The 19,293-nt window shown below is 66.4% G+C and carries 20 protein-coding genes; 12 read left to right on the top strand and 8 right to left on the bottom strand.

What is annotated here, in order from left to right; all coding sequences use genetic code 11:
* Position 1: 1 nt before the first annotated feature.
* Entirely contained in the window at positions 2-364 is a 363-nt protein-coding gene (locus tag EXV95_RS12785) for a DUF2237 family protein (RefSeq protein WP_176887122.1), read from the bottom strand.
* A gap of 73 nt (positions 365-437) precedes the next feature.
* Positions 438-917 carry a DUF421 domain-containing protein gene (locus tag EXV95_RS12780; RefSeq protein ID WP_121421258.1) on the bottom strand — a complete coding sequence of 160 codons (480 nt, stop codon included), beginning with the start codon at positions 915-917 and terminating at the stop codon, positions 438-440.
* 175 nt (positions 918-1,092) lie between these two features.
* Between EXV95_RS12780 and EXV95_RS12775 the strand changes: the two genes are divergently transcribed.
* The 4 genes from EXV95_RS12775 (at position 1,093) to EXV95_RS12760 (ending at position 4,563) form a co-directional block, all read left to right on the top strand.
* A complete protein-coding gene (locus EXV95_RS12775; RefSeq protein ID WP_055393096.1) occupies positions 1,093-1,791 on the top strand; it encodes a DUF4197 domain-containing protein in 699 nt (232 codons plus the stop codon).
* A gap of 165 nt (positions 1,792-1,956) precedes the next feature.
* Positions 1,957-2,382, top strand: a complete 426-nt coding sequence (locus EXV95_RS12770; RefSeq protein ID WP_176887121.1) for a YchJ family protein — start codon at positions 1,957-1,959, stop codon at positions 2,380-2,382.
* A gap of 50 nt (positions 2,383-2,432) precedes the next feature.
* Positions 2,433-3,086: an HAD family phosphatase gene (locus tag EXV95_RS12765; protein WP_176887120.1), complete on the top strand. Its 654-nt coding sequence runs from the start codon at positions 2,433-2,435 to the stop codon at positions 3,084-3,086.
* A gap of 37 nt (positions 3,087-3,123) precedes the next feature.
* Complete coding sequence (locus EXV95_RS12760) at positions 3,124-4,563, top strand: patatin-like phospholipase family protein (protein WP_255484728.1); 1,440 nt, start codon at positions 3,124-3,126, stop codon at positions 4,561-4,563.
* A gap of 32 nt (positions 4,564-4,595) precedes the next feature.
* On the opposite strand, the gene EXV95_RS12755 is transcribed toward EXV95_RS12760, so the two are convergent.
* The 3 genes from EXV95_RS12755 to EXV95_RS12745 are packed head-to-tail and all read right to left on the bottom strand — an operon-like array spanning position 4,596 to position 7,078.
* Positions 4,596-5,270 (bottom strand): glutathione S-transferase family protein, encoded by a 675-nt coding sequence (locus EXV95_RS12755; protein ID WP_176887119.1) that lies wholly within the window; start codon positions 5,268-5,270, stop codon positions 4,596-4,598.
* A 22-nt stretch (positions 5,271-5,292) separates the two neighbouring features.
* A complete protein-coding gene (locus tag EXV95_RS12750; RefSeq protein ID WP_176887118.1) occupies positions 5,293-5,919 on the bottom strand; it encodes a hypothetical protein in 627 nt (208 codons plus the stop codon).
* 49 nt (positions 5,920-5,968) lie between these two features.
* On the bottom strand, positions 5,969-7,078 hold the full coding sequence (locus EXV95_RS12745) for an AraC family transcriptional regulator (protein WP_176887117.1): 1,110 nt from the start codon (positions 7,076-7,078) through the stop codon (positions 5,969-5,971).
* 100 nt (positions 7,079-7,178) lie between these two features.
* On the opposite strand from EXV95_RS12745, the gene EXV95_RS12740 reads away from it, so the two are divergent.
* From EXV95_RS12740 to EXV95_RS12705, 8 genes are all read left to right on the top strand, one after another.
* A complete protein-coding gene (locus EXV95_RS12740) occupies positions 7,179-8,909 on the top strand; it encodes an AMP-binding protein (RefSeq protein ID WP_176887116.1) in 1,731 nt (576 codons plus the stop codon).
* 14 nt (positions 8,910-8,923) lie between these two features.
* Positions 8,924-10,531, top strand: coding sequence for a carboxyl transferase domain-containing protein (locus EXV95_RS12735; RefSeq protein WP_176887115.1), 1,608 nt, complete (start codon positions 8,924-8,926; stop codon positions 10,529-10,531).
* Between the two features lie 17 nt (positions 10,532-10,548).
* A complete protein-coding gene (locus tag EXV95_RS12730) occupies positions 10,549-11,058 on the top strand; it encodes a DinB family protein (RefSeq protein ID WP_176887114.1) in 510 nt (169 codons plus the stop codon).
* Complete coding sequence (locus EXV95_RS12725) at positions 11,055-11,837, top strand: enoyl-CoA hydratase/isomerase family protein (protein WP_176887113.1); 783 nt, start codon at positions 11,055-11,057, stop codon at positions 11,835-11,837. Before EXV95_RS12730 ends, EXV95_RS12725 begins: the two co-directional genes overlap by 4 nt.
* A gap of 154 nt (positions 11,838-11,991) precedes the next feature.
* Positions 11,992-12,711 carry a DUF4126 domain-containing protein gene (locus EXV95_RS12720; protein ID WP_176887112.1) on the top strand — a complete coding sequence of 240 codons (720 nt, stop codon included), beginning with the start codon at positions 11,992-11,994 and terminating at the stop codon, positions 12,709-12,711.
* 2 nt (positions 12,712-12,713) lie between these two features.
* A complete protein-coding gene (locus tag EXV95_RS12715) occupies positions 12,714-14,741 on the top strand; it encodes an acetyl/propionyl/methylcrotonyl-CoA carboxylase subunit alpha (RefSeq protein WP_176887111.1) in 2,028 nt (675 codons plus the stop codon).
* Positions 14,742-14,804: 63 nt separating this feature from the next.
* On the top strand, positions 14,805-15,725 hold the full coding sequence (locus EXV95_RS12710; RefSeq protein WP_176887110.1) for a glyoxylate/hydroxypyruvate reductase A: 921 nt from the start codon (positions 14,805-14,807) through the stop codon (positions 15,723-15,725).
* A 42-nt stretch (positions 15,726-15,767) separates the two neighbouring features.
* Positions 15,768-16,226: a DUF3592 domain-containing protein gene (locus EXV95_RS12705; protein WP_176887109.1), complete on the top strand. Its 459-nt coding sequence runs from the start codon at positions 15,768-15,770 to the stop codon at positions 16,224-16,226.
* Positions 16,227-16,259: 33 nt separating this feature from the next.
* Here EXV95_RS12705 and EXV95_RS12700 read toward each other — a convergent pair whose 3' ends face one another.
* The 3 genes from EXV95_RS12700 to EXV95_RS12690 form a co-directional block, all read right to left on the bottom strand.
* Complete coding sequence (locus EXV95_RS12700) at positions 16,260-17,300, bottom strand: tripartite tricarboxylate transporter substrate binding protein (protein ID WP_176887108.1); 1,041 nt, start codon at positions 17,298-17,300, stop codon at positions 16,260-16,262.
* 82 nt (positions 17,301-17,382) lie between these two features.
* Positions 17,383-18,240, bottom strand: coding sequence for a 3-keto-5-aminohexanoate cleavage protein (locus tag EXV95_RS12695; RefSeq protein ID WP_176887107.1), 858 nt, complete (start codon positions 18,238-18,240; stop codon positions 17,383-17,385).
* Entirely contained in the window at positions 18,237-19,235 is a 999-nt protein-coding gene (locus tag EXV95_RS12690) for a 3-hydroxyacyl-CoA dehydrogenase family protein (RefSeq protein ID WP_176887106.1), read from the bottom strand. Before EXV95_RS12690 ends, EXV95_RS12695 begins: the two co-directional genes overlap by 4 nt.
* Positions 19,236-19,293: the final 58 nt, after the last annotated feature.

Raw genomic sequence — 19,293 nt, 5'->3', positions numbered from 1 at the left:
CCTAGGACAACGCCGTGCTTTGCAATTGCGCCAGCGTCACGAACTCCAGCGCGCGCGCATGTGTGCATTCCAGGATCACGGGAGGCGCCACACCCGCCTCGTAGGCCTCCTTCCAGCGCAAGACGCACAGGCACCAGCGGTTGTTGCGCTGCAGCCCTGCAAAGCGGGACTCGGGCCGGGGGGTGATGAGGTCGTTGCCCCGCGACAGCGAAAAGTCCAGAAACGCCTGTGTCATGCGTGCGCAGATCACGTGGGTGCCGTGGTCATGCTCGTCGGTGTTGCAGCAGCCGTCGCGGTAGTAGCCGGTCAGTGGGTCGTAGGAGCAGGGCATCAGCAAGGTGCCCAGAACGTTCAGTGCAGTCATATCGGGTCGCGTAAGTCGCGTGGATTGTGAGGGGCGGTGAGGGGGCAGACCGTTGGGGTGGGCGCGGGGCGGGTCAGCCAACCTCGCCACGGCGGCGCAGCACTACGGTGATCTGCCCGTTGGTCTCGATGGTGGCGCGTTCCACTTCGTGCGCGTGCAGGCAGCCGCCTGCGCGCAGTGCGGCCTCCACGTCGTCGCGGGTCAGCAGCTCCTTGCGCATCAGCGCCTGGTTCAGTTCGCCCTGGTGGATCAGCACCTGGGCCTTGCCGTCCACCCAGCGCCCGATGCGCGGGAAGTGGAACGCCAACCGCGCCAGCGCCACATGCAGCAGCATGAGCGTGCTGGCCGAGATCAGCCCGCCCACCAGCGAGTTGTCGCCCGCGTTCATCGAGTTCTGCACCGCGTTCGACAGGATCAGCAACAGGATCAGGTCAAACGGCTCGTACTGCCCCGTCTGCCGCTTGCCCGACAGGCGCATGAACACCAGCAAGAACAGGTACACCACCACGCCGCGCAGCACAAACTCCCACCACGGCACGCTCATTTGCCACATTGCAAGGTTCCTTGTTGGATGCTTGGGTGGGGGCAGTCTACGGCGTGCGGCTTGCCCCTCATTCGCTGAGCGAAAATCCCGGCAATTCCCCGCACGGCTCCGGCACAGTGCGCCACTCACTGCAGTGGTGGCCGAGTGGGCATCATCTGCCGTCCCCCACCGAAAGTACCGCACCATGCAACGTCGCCAATTTCACCAAACCAGCCTCGTGGCTGCCCTGCTGTGCGCCACCGGCCAGCGGGCCTGGGCCCTGTCGCTGGGTGACCTTACCAATGCCGATGCCGCCAGCGGCCTCAAAGCCGCGCTGGGCCAGGGCGCCCAGGCGGCGGTCGCCCTGCTGGGGCGGCCTGACGGGTTTCTGGGCAACCCCCAGGTGCGCATCGGCCTGCCGGGCTCCCTGGACGACGCCGCCAAGGTCATGAAGTCGCTGGGCCAGGGGCGGCGCATCGACGAGCTGGTCACCTCCATCAACCGCGCCGCCGAAGCCGCCGTGCCCATGGGCAAAGACCTGCTGGTGGGCGCCGTGCAGAAGATGACGGTGACCGATGCCAAGAACATCCTGACTGGCGGCAGCACCTCGGTCACCGCCTTTTTTGCCGACAAGACGCGCACGCCGCTCTCCGAACGCTTCCTGCCCGTGGTGAACCAGGCCACCGAAAAAGTCGGCCTGACCCAGAAGTACAACGCCTTTGCGGGCAAGGCAGCGAGCTTTGGCCTGCTCAAACCCGAGGAGGCCAACCTTGCGCAGTACGTCACCGGCAAGACGCTCGACGGCCTGTACTTCATGATCGGCGAGGAAGAGCGCCGCATCCGTCAGAATCCGGCCGGTGCAGGCAGCGCCATCGCCCGCAAGGTCTTTGGTGCGCTGAGATGAAGCTCCCCCTGAGTCGCTTCGCGCCATCCCTCTCTCTCGCTGCGCGGGAGGGGGACGCACCCAGTGGCCTGGCAAAGCCAGTTCCACGGGTGCACTCGCCTCGCGCAGCGCCCGTTTCCATCGGTGGGGCGCGCGCATCGCCTGCGTGCCTTCCTGCACCCGTCCATGAACCATAACGACCCCTGCCCCTGCGGCCGTACCCAAGCCGCACCCGGCAAAAGCGCCAAGGCTGCGGCCTTGTCCTATGGGGACTGCTGCGGCCGCTACCTCGACCACTGGGACGACGCAGCCGCGCCCGACGCCGAGAGCCTCATGCGGTCACGCTACACCGCCTTTGTCCTCGAACGTGGCGACTACCTGCAGGCCACCTGGCACCCCAGCACCCGGCCAGCGGACCTCGATTTCGACCCCGGCACGAAGTGGCTGGGGCTGGAAGTGCGCAGCCACCGCAGCACAGGCGAAGACCGCGCCGAGGTGGAGTTTGTCGCGCGCTACCGCGTGGGCGGCCGCGCCGTGCGCCTGCACGAGACCAGCCGCTTCGTGCGCGAAGACGGGTGTTGGTTCTATGTGGATGGCGATATCCACTCCTGAAAATTTAATAAAAATGACCTCCAGCGCTTTACCAATAAGCGCGAGCAGCTATGAAATTTGAAGCAATCTTGTTTGACTGCGATGGTGTGCTGGTCGACAGCGAACCCATCACCAACGGCGTGCTGCGCGACATGCTCAACGAAGCGGGCTGGGCCCTGAGCGCCGACGAATGCATGCGCATCTTTATCGGCAAAACGGTGCGCAGCGAGGCCGCCCGCATCGAGGCCCACACCGGCCGCCCGCTGACCGATGCGTGGATGGCCGACTTCTATGCACGGCGCAATGCCGAGCTGGACCAGCGCCTCATGGCCATCGAAAACATCCACAGCACCATCGAAAGGGTGCACGCCCACCACGGCGGGCGCATTGCCTGCGCCTCGGGTGCCGACCGGCACAAGGTCGAGATGCAGCTGGCCAAGGTGGGGCTCACGCCGTACTTTGCCGGGCGGGTGTTCAGCGGCCACGAGATGCCCGCCACCAAGCCCGCGCCCGACGTCTATCTGGCGGCGGCTGCGGCCCTGCAGGTGGCGCCCGGGCGCTGCGCCGTGGTGGAAGACACCGTGACGGGCGTGACCGCTGGCGTGGCCGCAGGCGCCACGGTGTTTGCCTATGCGCCGCAAGACGGTGGCGAGGCCCTGCGTGCCGCTGGCGCAGCGCAGGTGTTTCGCAGCATGGCCGAACTGCCCGCCCTGCTGGGCTGCTGACACGGACTACAAAGCTCAGAACCCTGGAAGGAGCACGATGCTGGCACCAACCCTGAAGCCATGGATGTGGCGATGCGCCATGGTGGCCGCCCTTGCCGTACTGGCAGGCTGCTCGACGGTACGGCCCTGGATCAACGAACCCCTGAAGCCCGAGGACCAGTCCATCCCCGATCGCAAGTCCGAACGCGACCCCACCATCCTGGTGGCTGTCACGCTCTCGGGCGGCGGCGCACGGGCGGCCGCCTTCGGCTTTGGGGTGCTGACCGAAATGCAGGCCACGCGGTTTGACTGGAACGGCCGCCCCACCACGCTGCTCGACGCCACCGATGTGATCAGCGGCGTCTCGGGCGGCAGCATCGTGGCCGCCTACCTCGCGGCGCACGGCATCGAGGGGCTGCCCCGCTTCGAGCAGGATTTTCTGCGCCAGAACTTCCAGAACAGCCTCATCACCCAGGCGCTGCGCCCCGGCAATCTGGTGGACCTGACCTCGCCCTGGTTCGGCCGCACCCACCTGCTCGCGCGGCGGCTGGACGAGCTGTATGGCGGGCGCACCTTTGGCGATGTGGCGCGGCGCCCGCGCCACCCGCAACTGTTCATCACCGCCACCGACATGTCGCTGGGCATGGGCTTCGAGTTCACCTGGGAGCAGTTTGCGCTGATCTGCTCGGACCTGCGCACGGTGCCACTGTCGTTTGCGGTGGCATCGTCATCGGCTGTGCCGTTGTTGCTGAGCCCAATGACGCTCAAGAACTACTCCGACCAGTGCGCAGAGCACAAGACCGTGTCCCGCGCGGGCACCCTGGCCGCTGGCGGCGACTACCGCGCGCGCCTGTACCGCGCGCACGAGTTGAGCTACCTGGACGCGCAGCGCAAGCCCTACATCCATCTGGTGGATGGTGGCCTGGCCGACAACCTGGGCGTGCAGCGCCTGCTCGACCGCGCCCTGGCCGGTGGTGGACTGCGCGAAACCTTCAGCGAAGTTGGCATCCCCCCCGGCACCATCCGCAAGCTGGTGCTCGTCACCGTCAACGCCGAGCGCGACCCATCCGAGAACATCGACATGAGCGACCAGGTGCCCAACATGGCCCAGGTGGTGGACTCGCTGCTGTTTGGCACCGGCGCCCGCGCCACGCGCGAGACGCAGGAGTTCTTGCGCGACATCACCCAGCAGTGGCGCCAGTCGCTTGCGGCGGGCCCCACCGGCAGCAGCGATGCCTTTGCGCCCGGTGCCGAGGTCCATGTCATTTCCGTCAACCTGCGCGATGCCCACGACGACGTGGCGCGCCGCCGCCTGCTGCAGGTGCCCACGGCGTTCTCCATCACGTCGGAAGAAGTCACAGACCTCATCGAGGCGGGTGGCAGCGTGCTGCGCCACTCGCCGGAGTTCCGCGCACTGGTGCAGTCGCTGGCGCGGCAGGCTCCGACGACACCTTCACCCACGCCCGGACCTGCATCTACACCAGCGAAGTCCGAGTAGCCGCGTGAGCCCGGCTAGCCCCCACCTCCGCATCACGGTTTGGTGTCGGGGGCCGGGGTGGTGGGCACGTCCTGGTCTTGGGCCGCCTCCGTCTGCGCGGCCATCGCCCGCTGGTAGCCGGGGCGCTGTTGCAGCCGCTGCCAGTAGGCCTGCGTGGCCGGGCCAAATTGTTCGTTCAGCCCCAGGTGCTGCGCCAGCAGCAGCGCATACCCCACCGCCACATCCGCCGCCGTAAAGCGGCCCGCGCACAGATAGTCGCTGCGGCCGTGGGTCATGGCAGTTTCTACCGCGCGCAGCCGGGCCAGGAACCAGCGGCTGTAGTCCTCCACCACCTGCGGCTGCTGGCGCTCTGCGGTCTCAAACCGGCCATAGCGCAGCACCAGCGTCTGCGGAAAGGTCAGCGTCGCATCGCTCATGTGCAGCCAGTTCAGGTACGCCCCATACGCCGGGTGTGTGGGCGCCACATCCAGCCCCGCGTCGGGGTGCGTGGCGGCCAGGTACTGGCACATGGCCGCCGATTCGGTCATGCGCACATCGCCCTGTACCAGCAGCGGCACCGTGCCCAGCGGGTTCTCTTCCAGAAACCACCGGGCCTTGGCGCGCGGCGGGAAAGGGAGCATGTGGAGTTGGTAGGGAAGTTGCAGCTCTTCGAGCATCCACAGGGGGCGGAAGGAGCGGGCGCTGATGCAGTGGTGGAGGTGGAGCATGGGAGAATTTTGAAAGCGGTGGCTATACCCTCGGGCGCCGTTTTTCTATTTGAGAATGATCCGGTACAAGAACGGGGGAAGATGGGAGCGACAAAACTTCCGAAATGGGCATGCTACGAAGAATTGCGAGCAGCCGTGTCTTTTCCTTCTCAATTTCGCGATCCAGATGGCCCATCATCACTCGGCACAACTCTTGGATCTCGCTCACAACTTTCGAGCTCAGCCCTATAACGCGGTGGTGCTCAATTGACACTGCTGTGATCCCCTCCTGTTCTACTCTCTCTAGACAGTAGCGAGCCTGGATTTTCGTACCTTCAAAAGCGTTTACTGAGTGAGCAATGTGCTTGTCTCGGAAAGCACGTATGCGTTGATGATTTCCACGTTGTTCAGGGGTGAGGGTTTCCAAAACCTCGTTGCCGAGGCCGTGACGCACACCGCTTACAAACGCACGGCTGTACCGAACAAGAATTGCTGTTGAGAACGCATCTGTAATTTCGGAGCCTGGGTACCCATGGGCCGACTGCGCGCACTGTTCCTCGAAAAAGTCGCAAAGTTGCACTGCACTTTGAAGGTCGTACTTAATGCTCTGCAGCCGCGCGAGCTCAGCTGCTTCCTCGTGCTCGAAATGAACAAACGTATGTGTTGCCACAATCGAAAATCTCCTGGTTGCAATTAGTGAGGTGAGGGGGCCGTTTGGTCTACACCCTCACCACCCTCCGAAACTCCGCCGGCGACTGCCCCGTCCACCCCCGGAATGCCCGGATAAAACTCTTCTCGTTCTCAAACCCTGCCGCCTCCGCCACCTGCTTAATAGGCCGTTGTGTGCGGTGCAGCAGCTCCACCGCGCGGGTGCGGCGCACCTCGTCTTTCAAGCCCTGCAGCGTGGCTCCTTCTTCCTTCAGTTGCCGGTGCAGCGTGCGCGGTGACACATGCAGCAGCGCGGCCAGCGATTCGGCGCTGTGTTGGGGCAGGGCGTGGGCGGGCTGGCCGGGCAGGGGGGCGGCCAGCAACTGGCGCACGCGCTGCACCAGCAGGCGGTCCCGGCGGTAGTGCAGCACCGTCAGGGGCAGGGCGTGCTGCAGCATCTGGCGCAGGGCCTGTTCGTCACGGCGCAGGGGCAGGTGCAGGTAGCGGGCGTCGAAGTGCAGGGCGGTGCGTGGCGCGTGGAAGGTGACGGGGCCGCGGAACAGCACGGCATACGCATCGGCGTGCAGGGGCGCATCAAAGGCAAATTCTGCGGCAATGAGCGGAATGCGCGAGTCCACCATCCAGCACGCCAGGCCGTGGGCATTGCGCAGCACGGATACCAGGCAGAACTCGCGCAGCACGCCCAGGTCGCGGGCCTCGGTGATGGCCAGGGTGGCAGTGTCGCCCTGGGTGGTGAGGTGCAGGGCAATGTCGTCCGCCAGCAGCCCATGGTGGCGGCACCAGCGGGCCAGGGCCACCTGCAGCGTGGGCGAGCTGATGCTGGCGCGCGCCAGCATGCCGTAGCTGCCCCAGGGCAGGCGGCGGCTGAACCAGCCCAGGGCTTCGTCGTCCAGCTCCTGCATGGCGGCGTCGGAGATCTGCTCCATCTGCCAGGCGGTGATGCGGGCGCTGTCGTCGGGCAGCAGCTGCGGCGCAATCTGTGCCTGGGCCAGGGCACGTTCGGGGCTCAGGCCGCGCCGCTCGTACGCCAGAACAATGGCACGCACAAAGGCGATGGGCGTTGCGGCAGGGGCAGATGGAGGGGTTGGGGGACGATGGTCGGTGGGGGCGGTGGTCTTCACGCCACAGAGTGTGCCAGCCGTGGCACGATTTGCAACCATTGTGTCCACCCGCCGGGGGTTCAGGCTTCTATGCTTACGGATCGCCCGCCCGCATGTTCTTGCGGCGCAGGCCGCATGACAGAGCCGAGGAGACAAACCCGTGACGAGTGCAGCCGCAACGAACTTCGCACCGCTGGTGGACAGCCACACCCGTGGCGCCACCGACGTTCCCCTGATCGAGCAGACCATCGGCGCCTTTTTTGCCGACATGGTGGCCCGCCAGCCCAAGCGCGAGGCGCTGGTGAGCAGGCACCAGGGCCGCCGCTACACCTACGCCCAGTTGCAGGCCGAAGCCCACCGCCTGGCGAGCGCGCTGCTGGGCATGGGGCTCACCCCCGGCGACCGCGTGGGCATCTGGTCGCACAACAACGCCGAATGGGTGCTGATGCAGCTGGCCACCGCGCAGGTGGGCCTGGTGCTGGTCAACATCAACCCGGCCTACCGCACGTCCGAGGTGGAATACGCGCTCAACAAGGTAGGCTGCAAGCTGCTGGTGACCATGGCGCGCTTCAAGACCAGCGACTACCTGGGCATGCTGCGCGAGCTGGCGCCCGAGTGGCAGCACCAGCAGCCAGGCCAGCTGGGCTCCGTGAAGCTGCCCCACCTGAACACCGTGGTGTGGATCGACGAGGCGGGGCAGGGTGCCGATGAGCCCGGCCTGCTGCGTTTTACCGACCTGCTGGCACGCGGCAACGCGGCCGACCCGCGCCTGGCGCAAATCGCAGCCACGTTGAAGGCCACCGACCCCATCAACATCCAGTTCACCAGCGGCACCACCGGCTTCCCCAAGGGCGCCACGCTTACGCACCGCAACATCCTGAACAACGGCTTCTTTATCGGCGAGTGCATGAAGCTCACGCCCGAAGACCGCCTGTGCATCCCCGTGCCGCTGTACCACTGCTTTGGCATGGTGCTGGGCAACCTGGCCTGCCTGACGCACGGCGCCACCATCGTGTACCCCAACGACGGGTTTGACCCGCTGACCGTGCTGCAGACGGTGCAGGACGAGCGCTGCACCGGCCTGCACGGCGTGCCCACCATGTTCATCGCAGAGCTGGACCACCCGCGTTTTGCCGAGTTCAACCTCAGCACCCTGCGCACCGGCATCATGGCCGGCTCGCCCTGCCCCACCGAGGTGATGAAGCGCGTGGTGGAGCAGATGAACCTGCGCGAGATCACCATTGCCTACGGCATGACCGAGACCAGCCCCGTGAGCTGCCAGAGCAGCACCGACACGCCGCTGGACAAGCGCGTCTCCACCGTGGGCCAGGTGCAGCCGCACCTGGAGATCAAGATCGTGGATCCCGACAGCGGGGCGGTGGTGCCCATCGGCCAGCGGGGCGAGTTCTGCACCAAAGGCTATTCCGTCATGCACGGCTACTGGGGCGACCCGGCCAAGACCCGCGAGGCGATTGACGACGGCGGCTGGATGCACACCGGCGACCTGGCCACCATGGACGCCGAGGGCTACGTGAACATCGTTGGCCGCATCAAGGACATGGTGATCCGTGGCGGCGAGAACATCTACCCGCGCGAGATCGAAGAGTTTTTGTACCGCCACCCGCAGGTGCAGGACGTGCAGGTGGTGGGCGTGCCCGACCAGAAGTACGGCGAAGAACTCTGCGCGTGGATCATCGCCAAGCCCGGCACGCAGCCCACCGAAGACGACATTCGCGCCTTCTGCAAAGGCCAGATCGCACACTACAAGGTGCCGCGCTACATCCGCTTTGTCACCAGCTTCCCGATGACGGTGACGGGCAAGATCCAGAAGTTCAAGATCCGCGACGAGATGAAAGACCAGCTGGGGCTGGTTGAAGATAAAACCGCTTGAGAGAGCAAGAACGTATGACCATTCTCGACACCCAACTCAACGCCCGCTCGGCGGACTTCCTGGCCAACGCCGCCGCCATGCGCACGCTGGTGGATGACCTGCGCGCCCAGCTCGACAAGGTCGCCCAGGGCGGCGGCGAAGCAGCCCGCGCCAAGCACACCGCGCGCGGCAAGCTGCTGCCGCGCGAACGCGTGCAGATGCTGCTAGACCCCGGCACGCCGTTCCTCGAACTGGCGCCGCTGGCCGCTCTCAACATGTACAACAACGACGCCCCCAGTGCGGGCCTGATTGCAGGCATCGGCCGCGTGAGCGGCGTGGACTGCATGGTCGTGTGCAACGACGCCACGGTGAAAGGCGGCACCTACTACCCGCTCACCGTCAAGAAGCACCTGCGTGCCCAAGAGGTGGCGCAGCAGAACCACCTGCCCTGCATCTACCTGGTGGACTCGGGTGGTGCCAACCTGCCCAACCAGGACGAAGTCTTTCCTGACCGCGACCACTTCGGCCGCATCTTCTTCAACCAGGCCAACATGAGCGCCATGGGCATTTCGCAGATCGCCGTGGTCATGGGCAGCTGCACGGCGGGCGGCGCCTACGTGCCCGCGATGAGCGATGAATCCATCATCGTGAAGAACCAGGGCACCATCTTTCTGGGCGGCCCGCCGCTGGTCAAAGCCGCCACGGGCGAGGTCGTCACAGCCGAAGACCTGGGCGGTGGCGACGTGCACACCCGCCTGTCGGGCGTGGCCGACCACCTGGCGCAAAACGACATGCACGCGTTGCAGCTGGCACGCAATGCAGTGCGCAATTTGAATAAAAACAAGGCCCCAGCGCTTGCTGATCAAGCGCCAGTAGCTCCTAAATTCGCAGCGGAAGAGCTGTATGGCGTGATCCCCGTGGACACGCGCAAGCCCTTCGATGTGCGCGAGATCATTGCCCGCATCGTCGATGGCAGCGAGTTCGATGAGTTCAAGGCACGCTACGGCACCACGCTGGTCACGGGCTTTGCGCGCATCGAAGGCATGATGGTCGGCATCATCGCCAACAACGGCATTTTGTTCAGCGAGTCGGCGCTCAAGGGTGCGCACTTCATCGAGCTGTGCTGCCAGCGCAAGATCCCGCTGGTGTTTTTGCAGAACATCACCGGCTTCATGGTGGGCCGCAAGTACGAAAACGAGGGCATTGCCCGCAACGGCGCCAAGATGGTGACGGCCGTAGCCACGGCCAGCGTGCCCAAGTTCACCATCATCATCGGCGGCAGCTTTGGCGCGGGCAATTACGGCATGTGCGGCCGGGCCTACAGCCCCCGCTTCCTGTGGATGTGGCCCAATGCGCGCATCAGCGTCATGGGCGGTGACCAGGCTGCGGGCGTGCTGGCCACGGTGAAGCGCGACGGCATCGAGGCCAAGGGTGGGCAGTGGAGCATGGAGGAAGAAGAAGCCTTCAAGGCCCCTATCCGCCGCCAGTACGAAGACCAGGGCCACCCGTACTACGCTACCGCCCGCCTGTGGGACGACGGCGTGATCGACCCCGCAGATACCCGCCGCGTGCTGGCGCTGGGGCTGGCTGCCACGCGCAATGCGCCCATCGAAGACACCAAGTTCGGCTTGTTCCGCATGTGACCCCACCGGGAGCTGCCATGGACGCTGTTGCCCACTTCACCCAGCTTGCGCGCTACAACGTGTGGGCCACGGCGCGCCTGCTTGATGCCGTGCGGGCGCTGCCGGAAGAGGACTACCGGCGTGATGTAGGCCTGTTCTTTCACAGCATCCACGGCACGCTCAACCACCTGCTGGTGGGCGAGCACCACCTGTGGTTCGTGCGCTTTGCCGACGGCATTTCGCCCAAGGTGGCGCTGGACGCCGAGCTGGAATCTGACCGTGGGCGGCTGGATGCCCGGTTGCGTGAGGGCGCAGCCCGCTGGGCGCCGCTGATAGCCTCGTTCAAGCCGGACCGCTGGAGCGGCACACTCGACTACACCACCATGCGCGGCACAGCGGCATCGCTGCCGTTTGCGGCCACGCTGGCCCACGTGTTCAACCATGGCACCCACCACCGGGGCCAGATCACCGCAGCATTGACCGCCCTGGGCCAGCCCAGCCCCGAGCTGGACCTTGTCTACTTCCTGCAAAACCCGTCCACGCCATGAGCCAGAACCTGTCCATCACCCAAGCCGGCGCCGTGGCGCGCATCACGCTCACGCAGCCCGAAATCCGCAACGCCTTCAGCGATGAGGTCATTGCCGAGATCACCGCCGCCTTCACCGATGTGGGTGGGCGTGCCGATGTGCGCGCCGTGGTGCTGGCTGCGGAAGGCCCGGCCTTCTGCGCCGGTGCCAACCTCAACTGGATGCGCCGCATGGCCGACTACACGCGCGACGAGAACATCGCCGATGCGGGAAAGCTGGCCGAGATGCTGCGGGTGATCTACGAGTGCCCCAAGCCCACGGTGGCACGCGTGCAGGGCGATGTATATGCAGGCGGCATGGGCTTGGTGGCCGCGTGCGACATGGCCGTGGCCGTGGACACGGCGGGCTTTTGTCTCAGCGAGGTGAAGCTGGGGCTTATCCCCGCCACCATCAGCCCCTATGTGATCCGTGCCATGGGCGCACGCGCTGCGCACCGGTACTTCCTCACGGCAGAGCGTTTTGGCGCGGCCGAAGCCTTGCGCATTGGCTTTGTGCACGAGGTCGTGGTCGCTGACCAGCTCGACGCCAAGGTGGACGAACTGCTCAAGGCCCTGACCAGCGCCAGCCCCAACGCTGTGCGCGTCTGCAAGAAGCTGGTGATGGATGTGGCAGAGCGGGAGATTAACGCGGGCCTCATCGCCGCCACGGTGCAGGGCATTGCCGACATCCGTGCCAGCGACGAGGGCAAGGAAGGCGTGCAGTCTTTCCTCAGCAAACGCAAACCCGCCTGGTTGGTATGAAACACCCCCTGAGTCGCTGCGCGCCTTCCCCCTCTCTCGCTTCGCGGGAGGGGGACGATGCCCTCGCTGCGGGGCGGCCCTTGCTCGGCATCGCTGGCATGAGGCCATGGCAGGCTCGCACGCCTGAGGCTAGGCCAAGCGTGATGGAGGAATGATGGACACCCTCTGGTTCAACATCGTGCAGTGGCTCCACACGCTGGGGCTGCATGTGGATGGCGGCACCGCGCGCGCCGTGGGCGACGCGGCAGCCACAGCAACTGCGAAGCTCGACATGCCCAGCCTGCTGGCGCTGGCCGCAGCGCTGGGCTGGGCCAGCGGTTTTCGGTTGTATGCCGTGGTGTTCCTGGTCGGCATGATGGGCGTGCTGGGCTGGATGCCGCTGCCCCCTGGCCTGGCCATGCTGCAGCACCCGCTGGTGCTGATGGTCAGCGGCTTCATGCTAATGGTGGAGTTTTTTGCCGACAAGGTGCCGTGGGTGGACAGCGCCTGGGACGCCATCCACGCTTTCATCCGCGTGCCAGCGGGCGCCGCGTTGGCCTATGGTGTGTTCGGTGCCGACAACGCCACCATGGCGGTGGTGGCCGGGCTGCTGGGCGGCTCCCTTTCTGCCACGTCGATGGCCACAAAAATGACCACGCGCGCGGCGGTCAACACGTCGCCCGAGCCTTTTTCCAACTGGGGTCTGTCGTTCTTTGAAGACGGCCTCGTGGTGGCTGTGGTGTGGCTGGCCACGCAGCACCCGGTGGCGTTTGGCATTGCGCTGGTGGTGATGCTGATCGTGTCGGTGCTGCTGCTGGTGGTGCTGTTCAAGTTTCTGCGCGCCGTGGTGCGGCGCCTTTCCTCTTTCTTTTCTGGTTCTGCCAAGGTGGCTTAAAAATGTTCAACAAGATACTCATCGCAAATCGAGGCGAGATCGCTTGCCGTGTGGCCGCGACCGCCAAGCGCCTGGGCGTGAAGACCGTCGCCGTGTATTCCGATGCCGACGCCAACGCCAAACATGTGGCCGTGTGCGACGAGGCCGTGCACATTGGCGGCAGCGCGCCCAAGGACAGCTACTTGCGCTGGGAGCGCATCATCGAGGCCGCCAAGGCCACGGGGGCGCAGGCGATCCACCCTGGCTACGGTTTCCTGAGCGAGAACGAAGACTTTGCCAAGGCCTGTGCCGATGCGGGCCTGGTCTTCATCGGCCCCCCCGCCAGCGCCATCAATGCGATGGGGCTCAAGGCCGAGTCCAAGCGCCTGATGGAGCAGGCCCAGGTGCCCCTGGTACCCGGCTACCACGGTGCAGACCAGGACCCGGCGCTGCTGCAACGCGAGGCGGACCGCATTGGCTACCCGGTGCTCATCAAGGCCAGCGCGGGTGGTGGTGGCAAGGGCATGCGCGCCGTGGACAAGGCCGAGGATTTTGCGGCGGCGCTCGACTCCTGCAAGCGCGAGGCCATCAACAGCTTTGGCGACGACGCGGTGCTGGTGGAGAAGTACGTGCAGCGCCCGCGCCACATCGAGATCCAGGTGTTTGGCGACACGCACGGCAACTGCGTGTACCTGTTTGAGCGCGACTGTTCGGTGCAGCGCCGCCACCAGAAGGTGCTGGAAGAAGCACCGGCCCCCGGCATGACGCCCGAGCTGCGCGCCCGCATGGGCGAGGCCGCCGTGGCCGCAGCACGGGCGGTGAACTACGTGGGCGCGGGCACGGTGGAATTCATCGTCGAGCAGCCCGGCGGCTACGACGCGCCCGAGCAGATGAAGTTCTACTTCATGGAGATGAACACCCGCCTGCAGGTGGAGCACCCCGTGACCGAGGCCATCACGGGCCTCGACCTCGTGGAGTGGCAACTGCGTGTGGCGTCTGGCGAGCCCTTGCCGCTCAAACAGGACGACCTGCGCATCCAAGGTCACGCCATCGAGGCGCGCATCTGCGCCGAGAACCCCGACAACAACTTCCTGCCCGCCACCGGGGCGCTCAACGTGTACGCGCTGCCCGAGTGTGTGACGTTTGAACGCGGCGCGGTGCGCGTGGATTCCGGCGTGCGCCAGGGCGATGCGATCAGCCCGTTCTACGACTCCATGGTGGCCAAGCTCATCGTGCACGGCGACACGCGTGCGCAAGCCCTGGCCCGGCTGGATGAAGCGCTGGCGCAGACCCACATCGTGGGCCTGGCAACCAACGTGCAGTTCCTGCGCCGCGTGGCTCGCACCGAGGCATTTGCCAGCGCCAAGCTGGACACCGCGCTGATTCCGCGCGAGCAGGCCGTGTTGTTCCACCAGGAACCCGTGGGCCTGCCGCTGGCCGCTGCGGCGGCCGTGGCCCAGACCCTGCTGCGCGAGCGCGCCAGCGAGGGCGTGGACCCGTTCAGCCGCCGCGATGGTTTTCACACCCATGGCGTGGTGCAGCGCCGGTTTGAGTTCGAGTTTGGTGGCGAGCACGCCAAGGCGCTGCTGACCTACGAGCGTGGTGGCAGCCTGCATCTGGCCGTCGGCGAGGGCGATGCCGCAGTGGCCGGGCCGTTGGTGTTCAGCGCTGTGGGGCAGGGCATCGAATTGCAGTTTGCAGGTCAGCGCACGCGTGCGGCTGTGTATGCCCAGGGCGAGGTGGACCACGTATTCACCCCGCTGGGCGCCACGCAGATCACTGCCATCGACCTGCTGGCCCACGCGGGCGAGGCTGCGGCCGAAGGCGGGCGCCTCACAGCCCCGATGCCTGGCAAGGTGGTGTCGTTTGCCGTGAAGGCGGGCGACGCGGTAGCCAAGGGCCAACCGCTGGCAGTGATGGAAGCCATGAAGATGGAACACACCATTGCTGCCCCTGCGGATGGTGTGGTGCAGGAGCTGCTGTATGCGCCGGGCGACCAGGTGACCGAAGGCGCTGAGCTGCTCAAGTTGGTGGTGGCTGAAAAGGCGTAAGCCCGGCTGGGGCGCCCTGCGCGTGACAGCGCGCGGCGCGCAATGCCGTTACGCTTGCTGGCCATGAAGATCACTTTTTGCTGTACCGATGCCAAACCCGAGCCCTGGCTCCAGGGCTTTTCTGCCGCGCTGCCCGGCGCTGATATTTCCTTGTGGCAGCCGGGCGCGCCGCAGGCCGACTACGCCGTGGTGTGGGCGCCGCCCCGGCAGTTCATGGACGAGCAGCCGGGCCTCAAGGCCCTGTTCAACATTGGCGCGGGGGTGGATGCCCTGCTCAAGCTGCGCCTGCCTCCCAAGGCCCTGGTGGTGCGCCTGGACGACGCAGGCATGGCGGTGCAGATGGCCGAGTACGTGTGCCACGCGGTCATCCGCCACTTCCGCGAGTTTGACGGCTATGAGGCCGACACCCAGGCGGGCCGCTGGGGCTACCGCAAGCCGCGCCTGCGCAGCGACTACCCCATCGGTGTGATGGGCCTGGGCGTGCTGGGCGAGCAGGTTGCCAAGGCGCTGGCGCAGTTTGACTTTCCCATCAACGGCTGGAGCCGCAGCCCCAAGGCCATCGACGGCGTGCGCGCTTTCGCGGGGGCGGACCAGTTCAATGACTTTCTGTCTGCCAGCCGCGTGCTGGTCAACCTGCTGCCGCTCACGCCCGATACGGCCAACGTGATCAACAAGGACACGCTGGGCCGCCTGTTGCCCGGTGCTTACGTGATCAATGTGGCGCGCGGCGCGCACTTGGTGGACGAAGACCTGGTGGCCGCCATCGACAGCGGCCACGTGGCAGGCGCCACGCTCGATGTGTTCCGCACCGAGCCGCTGCCCGCAGGGCATGCGTTCTGGACGCACCCGCGCATCACCATCACGCCCCATACGTCAGCGCGCACGCTGCGCGACGAAAGCATTGCGCAGATCGCGCGCAAGATGGTGGCGCTGGAGCGCGGCGAGGCCGTGGCAGGCATTGTGAACCCGGCGCGCGGCTACTGAGGCCGCCGGTCCACGCGCTCACCAGCGTGGAGAATGGCAGGCATGAGCACCTCCACCTTCCGCCGCTTCTTTGGCCTTTTGGGCTGGATCCTGATGGTGCCCAGCGCCTTGACCGCGCTGGGCGCAGCGTGGTTGTTGGCCTCTGGCATGAATATGCTGGGCGACACGCACACCGCCAGGGGCCGGGTGGTTGCGCATGAAGAAATCATGACGGGCGCGGCCCACCGCCGGGGGCTTGCCAAGAAAAGCATTGTGGAGTTTGCGGCGGGCGATGGGCGGACATTCCGGTTCACAGACTCGGTCGCACGCCAGCAGCAGGCCATCCACGAGGTGGGTGAGACCGTCTCGGTGCGCTACTCCGCCCAAGACCCGTCGCAGGCCGAGATCAGCAGCTCCACCGCTGTGAAGATCGTGACCGGTACGGTGATGCTGCTGTCCAGTGCCATCGGTATGGCAGTGGGCTGGCTGTTACTGCGCTTGCGACCCAGGTCTGTCGCATAGCCCTCTGTGCGCGGGCACTGAGGGTGTGCCTTTTCAATCCACCGTCACGCCGGCATCGCGCACCAGCTTGCCCAGGCGCTGCGCGTCGGCCTTGATGAGCGCCCCGAAATCTGCCGCCGTGCCCCCCACCGCAGGCGTGCCAATGGCTTCCCATTTGGCGCGGAAGGCGGGTTCCTTGAAGATCGCATTCACCGTGGCGTTGAGCTTGTCGACGGTGGCTTGCGGGGTGCCAGCGCGCACCGCAATGCCATGCCAGCCCGTGATCTGGTAGCCCGCAATGCCAGCCTCCGCCATGGTGGGCACATTGGGCAGCACCTTGGCACGTTCGCTGGATGTGACGGCCAGCGGGATGAGCTTGCCCGCCTGAATGTGGGGCAGGGAGCTACCGACGATGTCAAACATCACGTTCACCTGTCCGCCGATCAGGTCATTGAGCGCGGGGCCAGCACCCCGGTAGGGGATGTGCCCCATCTTTACGCCCGCCGTGGTGTTGAACAGCTCGCCCGCCAGGTGCTGCGGGGTGCCGTTGCCGGCAGATGCGTAGTTCAGCACCGGCTTGCCGGCCTTGGCCATGGCCAGGAACTCGGCAAACGTCTTGACGCCCAGCGAGGGATGGACTTCAAGCACCAGCGGGAATGCCGACAGCTGGATCACCGGCGCCAGATCGGTCAGCGGGTTGAACGGCATGCTGGCGTACAGCGAGGGGTTGACCGCCATTGGGCCGCTGGCGGCCAGCAGCAGCGTGTGGCCGTCCGCTGGCGCCTGCTTGGCCACCTCCGCGCTGCCGGTGTTGCCACCAGCGCCGCCCTTGTTGTCCACCACCACAGGTACACCCAGGCGGCTTTGCAGCTCAGGCTGCAGCATGCGGGCCATCAGGTCGGTGGGTCCACCGGGAGGATAGGGCACCACAAAGCGGATGGTCTTGCTGGGGAAGGCGGTGGCGGCCGTCTGCGCCGCAGCGTGACCTGCGATGCCCAGGGCCAGGGGCACGGCAAGGGCCGCGTGCAGCACGGCGCGCCGTGCGGTGCGAGGCGTGGATGAGGGAGGGTGGTCGTGGCGGTGGTGGGGTTGCATGTCTGTCTCCTGTGGGGATGGATAAAGCCCGTCTGCTGCGGGTTGATGTCAATGAATGGGGAGCGCTGTGGGGCGGGGCCGATCAGCCTGCGCCAAAGCGCTGCCGGATGTCGGCGGCGGTGGCCAGCGGGCGGCCCAGCGCGGCGGCCGCTTGGTCGGCCTGGCGCACCAGCGCAGTGTTGTCGGGGGCCACGCTGCCGTCCTTGCACAGCAGGTTGTTTTCAAACCCCACGCGGGCGTGGCCGCCAAACACGGCAGCGGCGGCCACGCAGGCGTTCTCTGCGGCACCGAAGGCGCACACCGCCCAGGGCTCGTCGCCGTCATGGGCGTTCAGAAAAGGCAACAGGTCGCGCGGGCTGGAGGTCTGGCCCGCGCTGTAGCGGCCCAGCACAAACAGCAGGAACCAAGGTGCATCCGGCACCACGCCACTGGCGCGCAGTGCCTGCCAGCGGCGCAGGTCTGCGACGTCGTACAGGATGACCTGCACCATGGTGCGGCGCTGGGCGAGGCCAGTGAAGAAGCGCTGCAGTCCGGCTTCGCCGATCTCGGGCTTGTCCACTTCGCGCAGGCCGATGGACACGGCCTCGGGTTGCAGGGCCTCCACCATGGCGATCTGCGCGGGGGCCTGGTACACGCCTGCGGCTTCGCTGGTGATCTGGATGACCATCGCGTCGCCCACAGCCTGGCTCACCACGCGCTGGGCCTCGCGGTAGCCCTCCACATCGAGGCTGTGGCGGCCTTGCGCGTCGCGTATGTGCATGTGCAGCATGGCCGCTCCCGCGTCCAGGCAGGCCTTGGCCGTGGTGGCCAGCGTGGCCGGTGTGATGGGCACGGCGGAGTGGTCGGCAGGCTGCTTGTAGGCGCCGTTGGGCGCCACGGTCACGATCAGCGGGTCAACCCACTGGCTGGCAATGGTGGGTGATGCGGGCGATGCACTCATGCGCGGGCTCCGGTGGTCGATGGGGTGTCCGTCGGTGAGGTGGCGGTGGGGGGCTCGATGGTGGGCAGCTCGCTGGCCAGCAGGGCCAGGCCCTGGCGCAGCAGCGTGTCGTAGCGCGCGCGTTCGGCCTGCTTGCGGTCTTCGGGCCAGTCGAAAAAGCCCTTGCCCGTCTTCATGCCCAAGGTGCCCTGGGCCACCTTGTCGCGCAGGGCCTGGGCGGGGATGTCGGTGTTCGAGAGCGTGGGGTACATGGTGGCGGCGGCGGCGGTGTGCACCTCGATGCCTGCGTGGTCGCGCTGCAGCACCGGCCCGGCCGCCAGAAAGCGGAAGCCGAAGCCAAAACGCACGGCGGCGTCCACGTCTTCGGGCGAGGCAATGCCCTCGTCGATGAGTGCAAAGGCCTCGCGTGAAAGCGCGTGCTGCATGCGGTTGGCCAGAAAGCCGGGCTTGTCCTTCTTGACCAGCACCGGCACGCTGCCGCAGCCGCGCATGAAGGCATGCAGCCAGGTGCCCAGCGCCGGGTCGCTGCGCTCGCCCAGCACCACCTCCACCAGCGGCACCAGGTGGGCGGGCATGAAGAAGTGCAGGCCCAGCATGCGCTGTGCCGTAGCCAAGCCCTGGGCGATGGCGCTGATGGGAAAGCCCGAGCTGTTGCTGGCCAGCACGGCGTTCGGTGGCGCTACGGTTTCCAGCTCGGCAAACAGCTTTTGCTTGGCGGCCAGTTGCTCGGTGATGCATTCCACCACCAGCACCACGCCGCTCCAGTCCACGTCCTGCAGGCTGGCGCACACCTGTACCGGGCCGGCGTGGGTGGCCTGGCCGGCAGCGGCCAGCTCCTGCGCAATGTGGGGCAGCAAGTGGTCGCGTCGTGCGGCGTGGGGGTCGACCACCGTGACCTGCGCGCCGCCCCGGGCCAGGACCACGGCTACATCGGCCCCCATGGTGCCTCCGCCCACCACCACGGTGCGTGCATTGCGAGGCGAACTTGTTTCCATCGTGTCTCCTGTTTCTTGGGTCGCTTACTTGTCTGCAGTGCAGTCTAGGTATCCAGCA

Origin of the sequence: Acidovorax sp. JMULE5 (assembly GCF_013376875.1) — a bacterium.
In the GTDB taxonomy this organism is placed as follows: domain Bacteria; phylum Pseudomonadota; class Gammaproteobacteria; order Burkholderiales; family Burkholderiaceae_C; genus Acidovorax; species Acidovorax facilis.
This window is presented reverse-complemented; position numbering and strand designations above follow the sequence as displayed.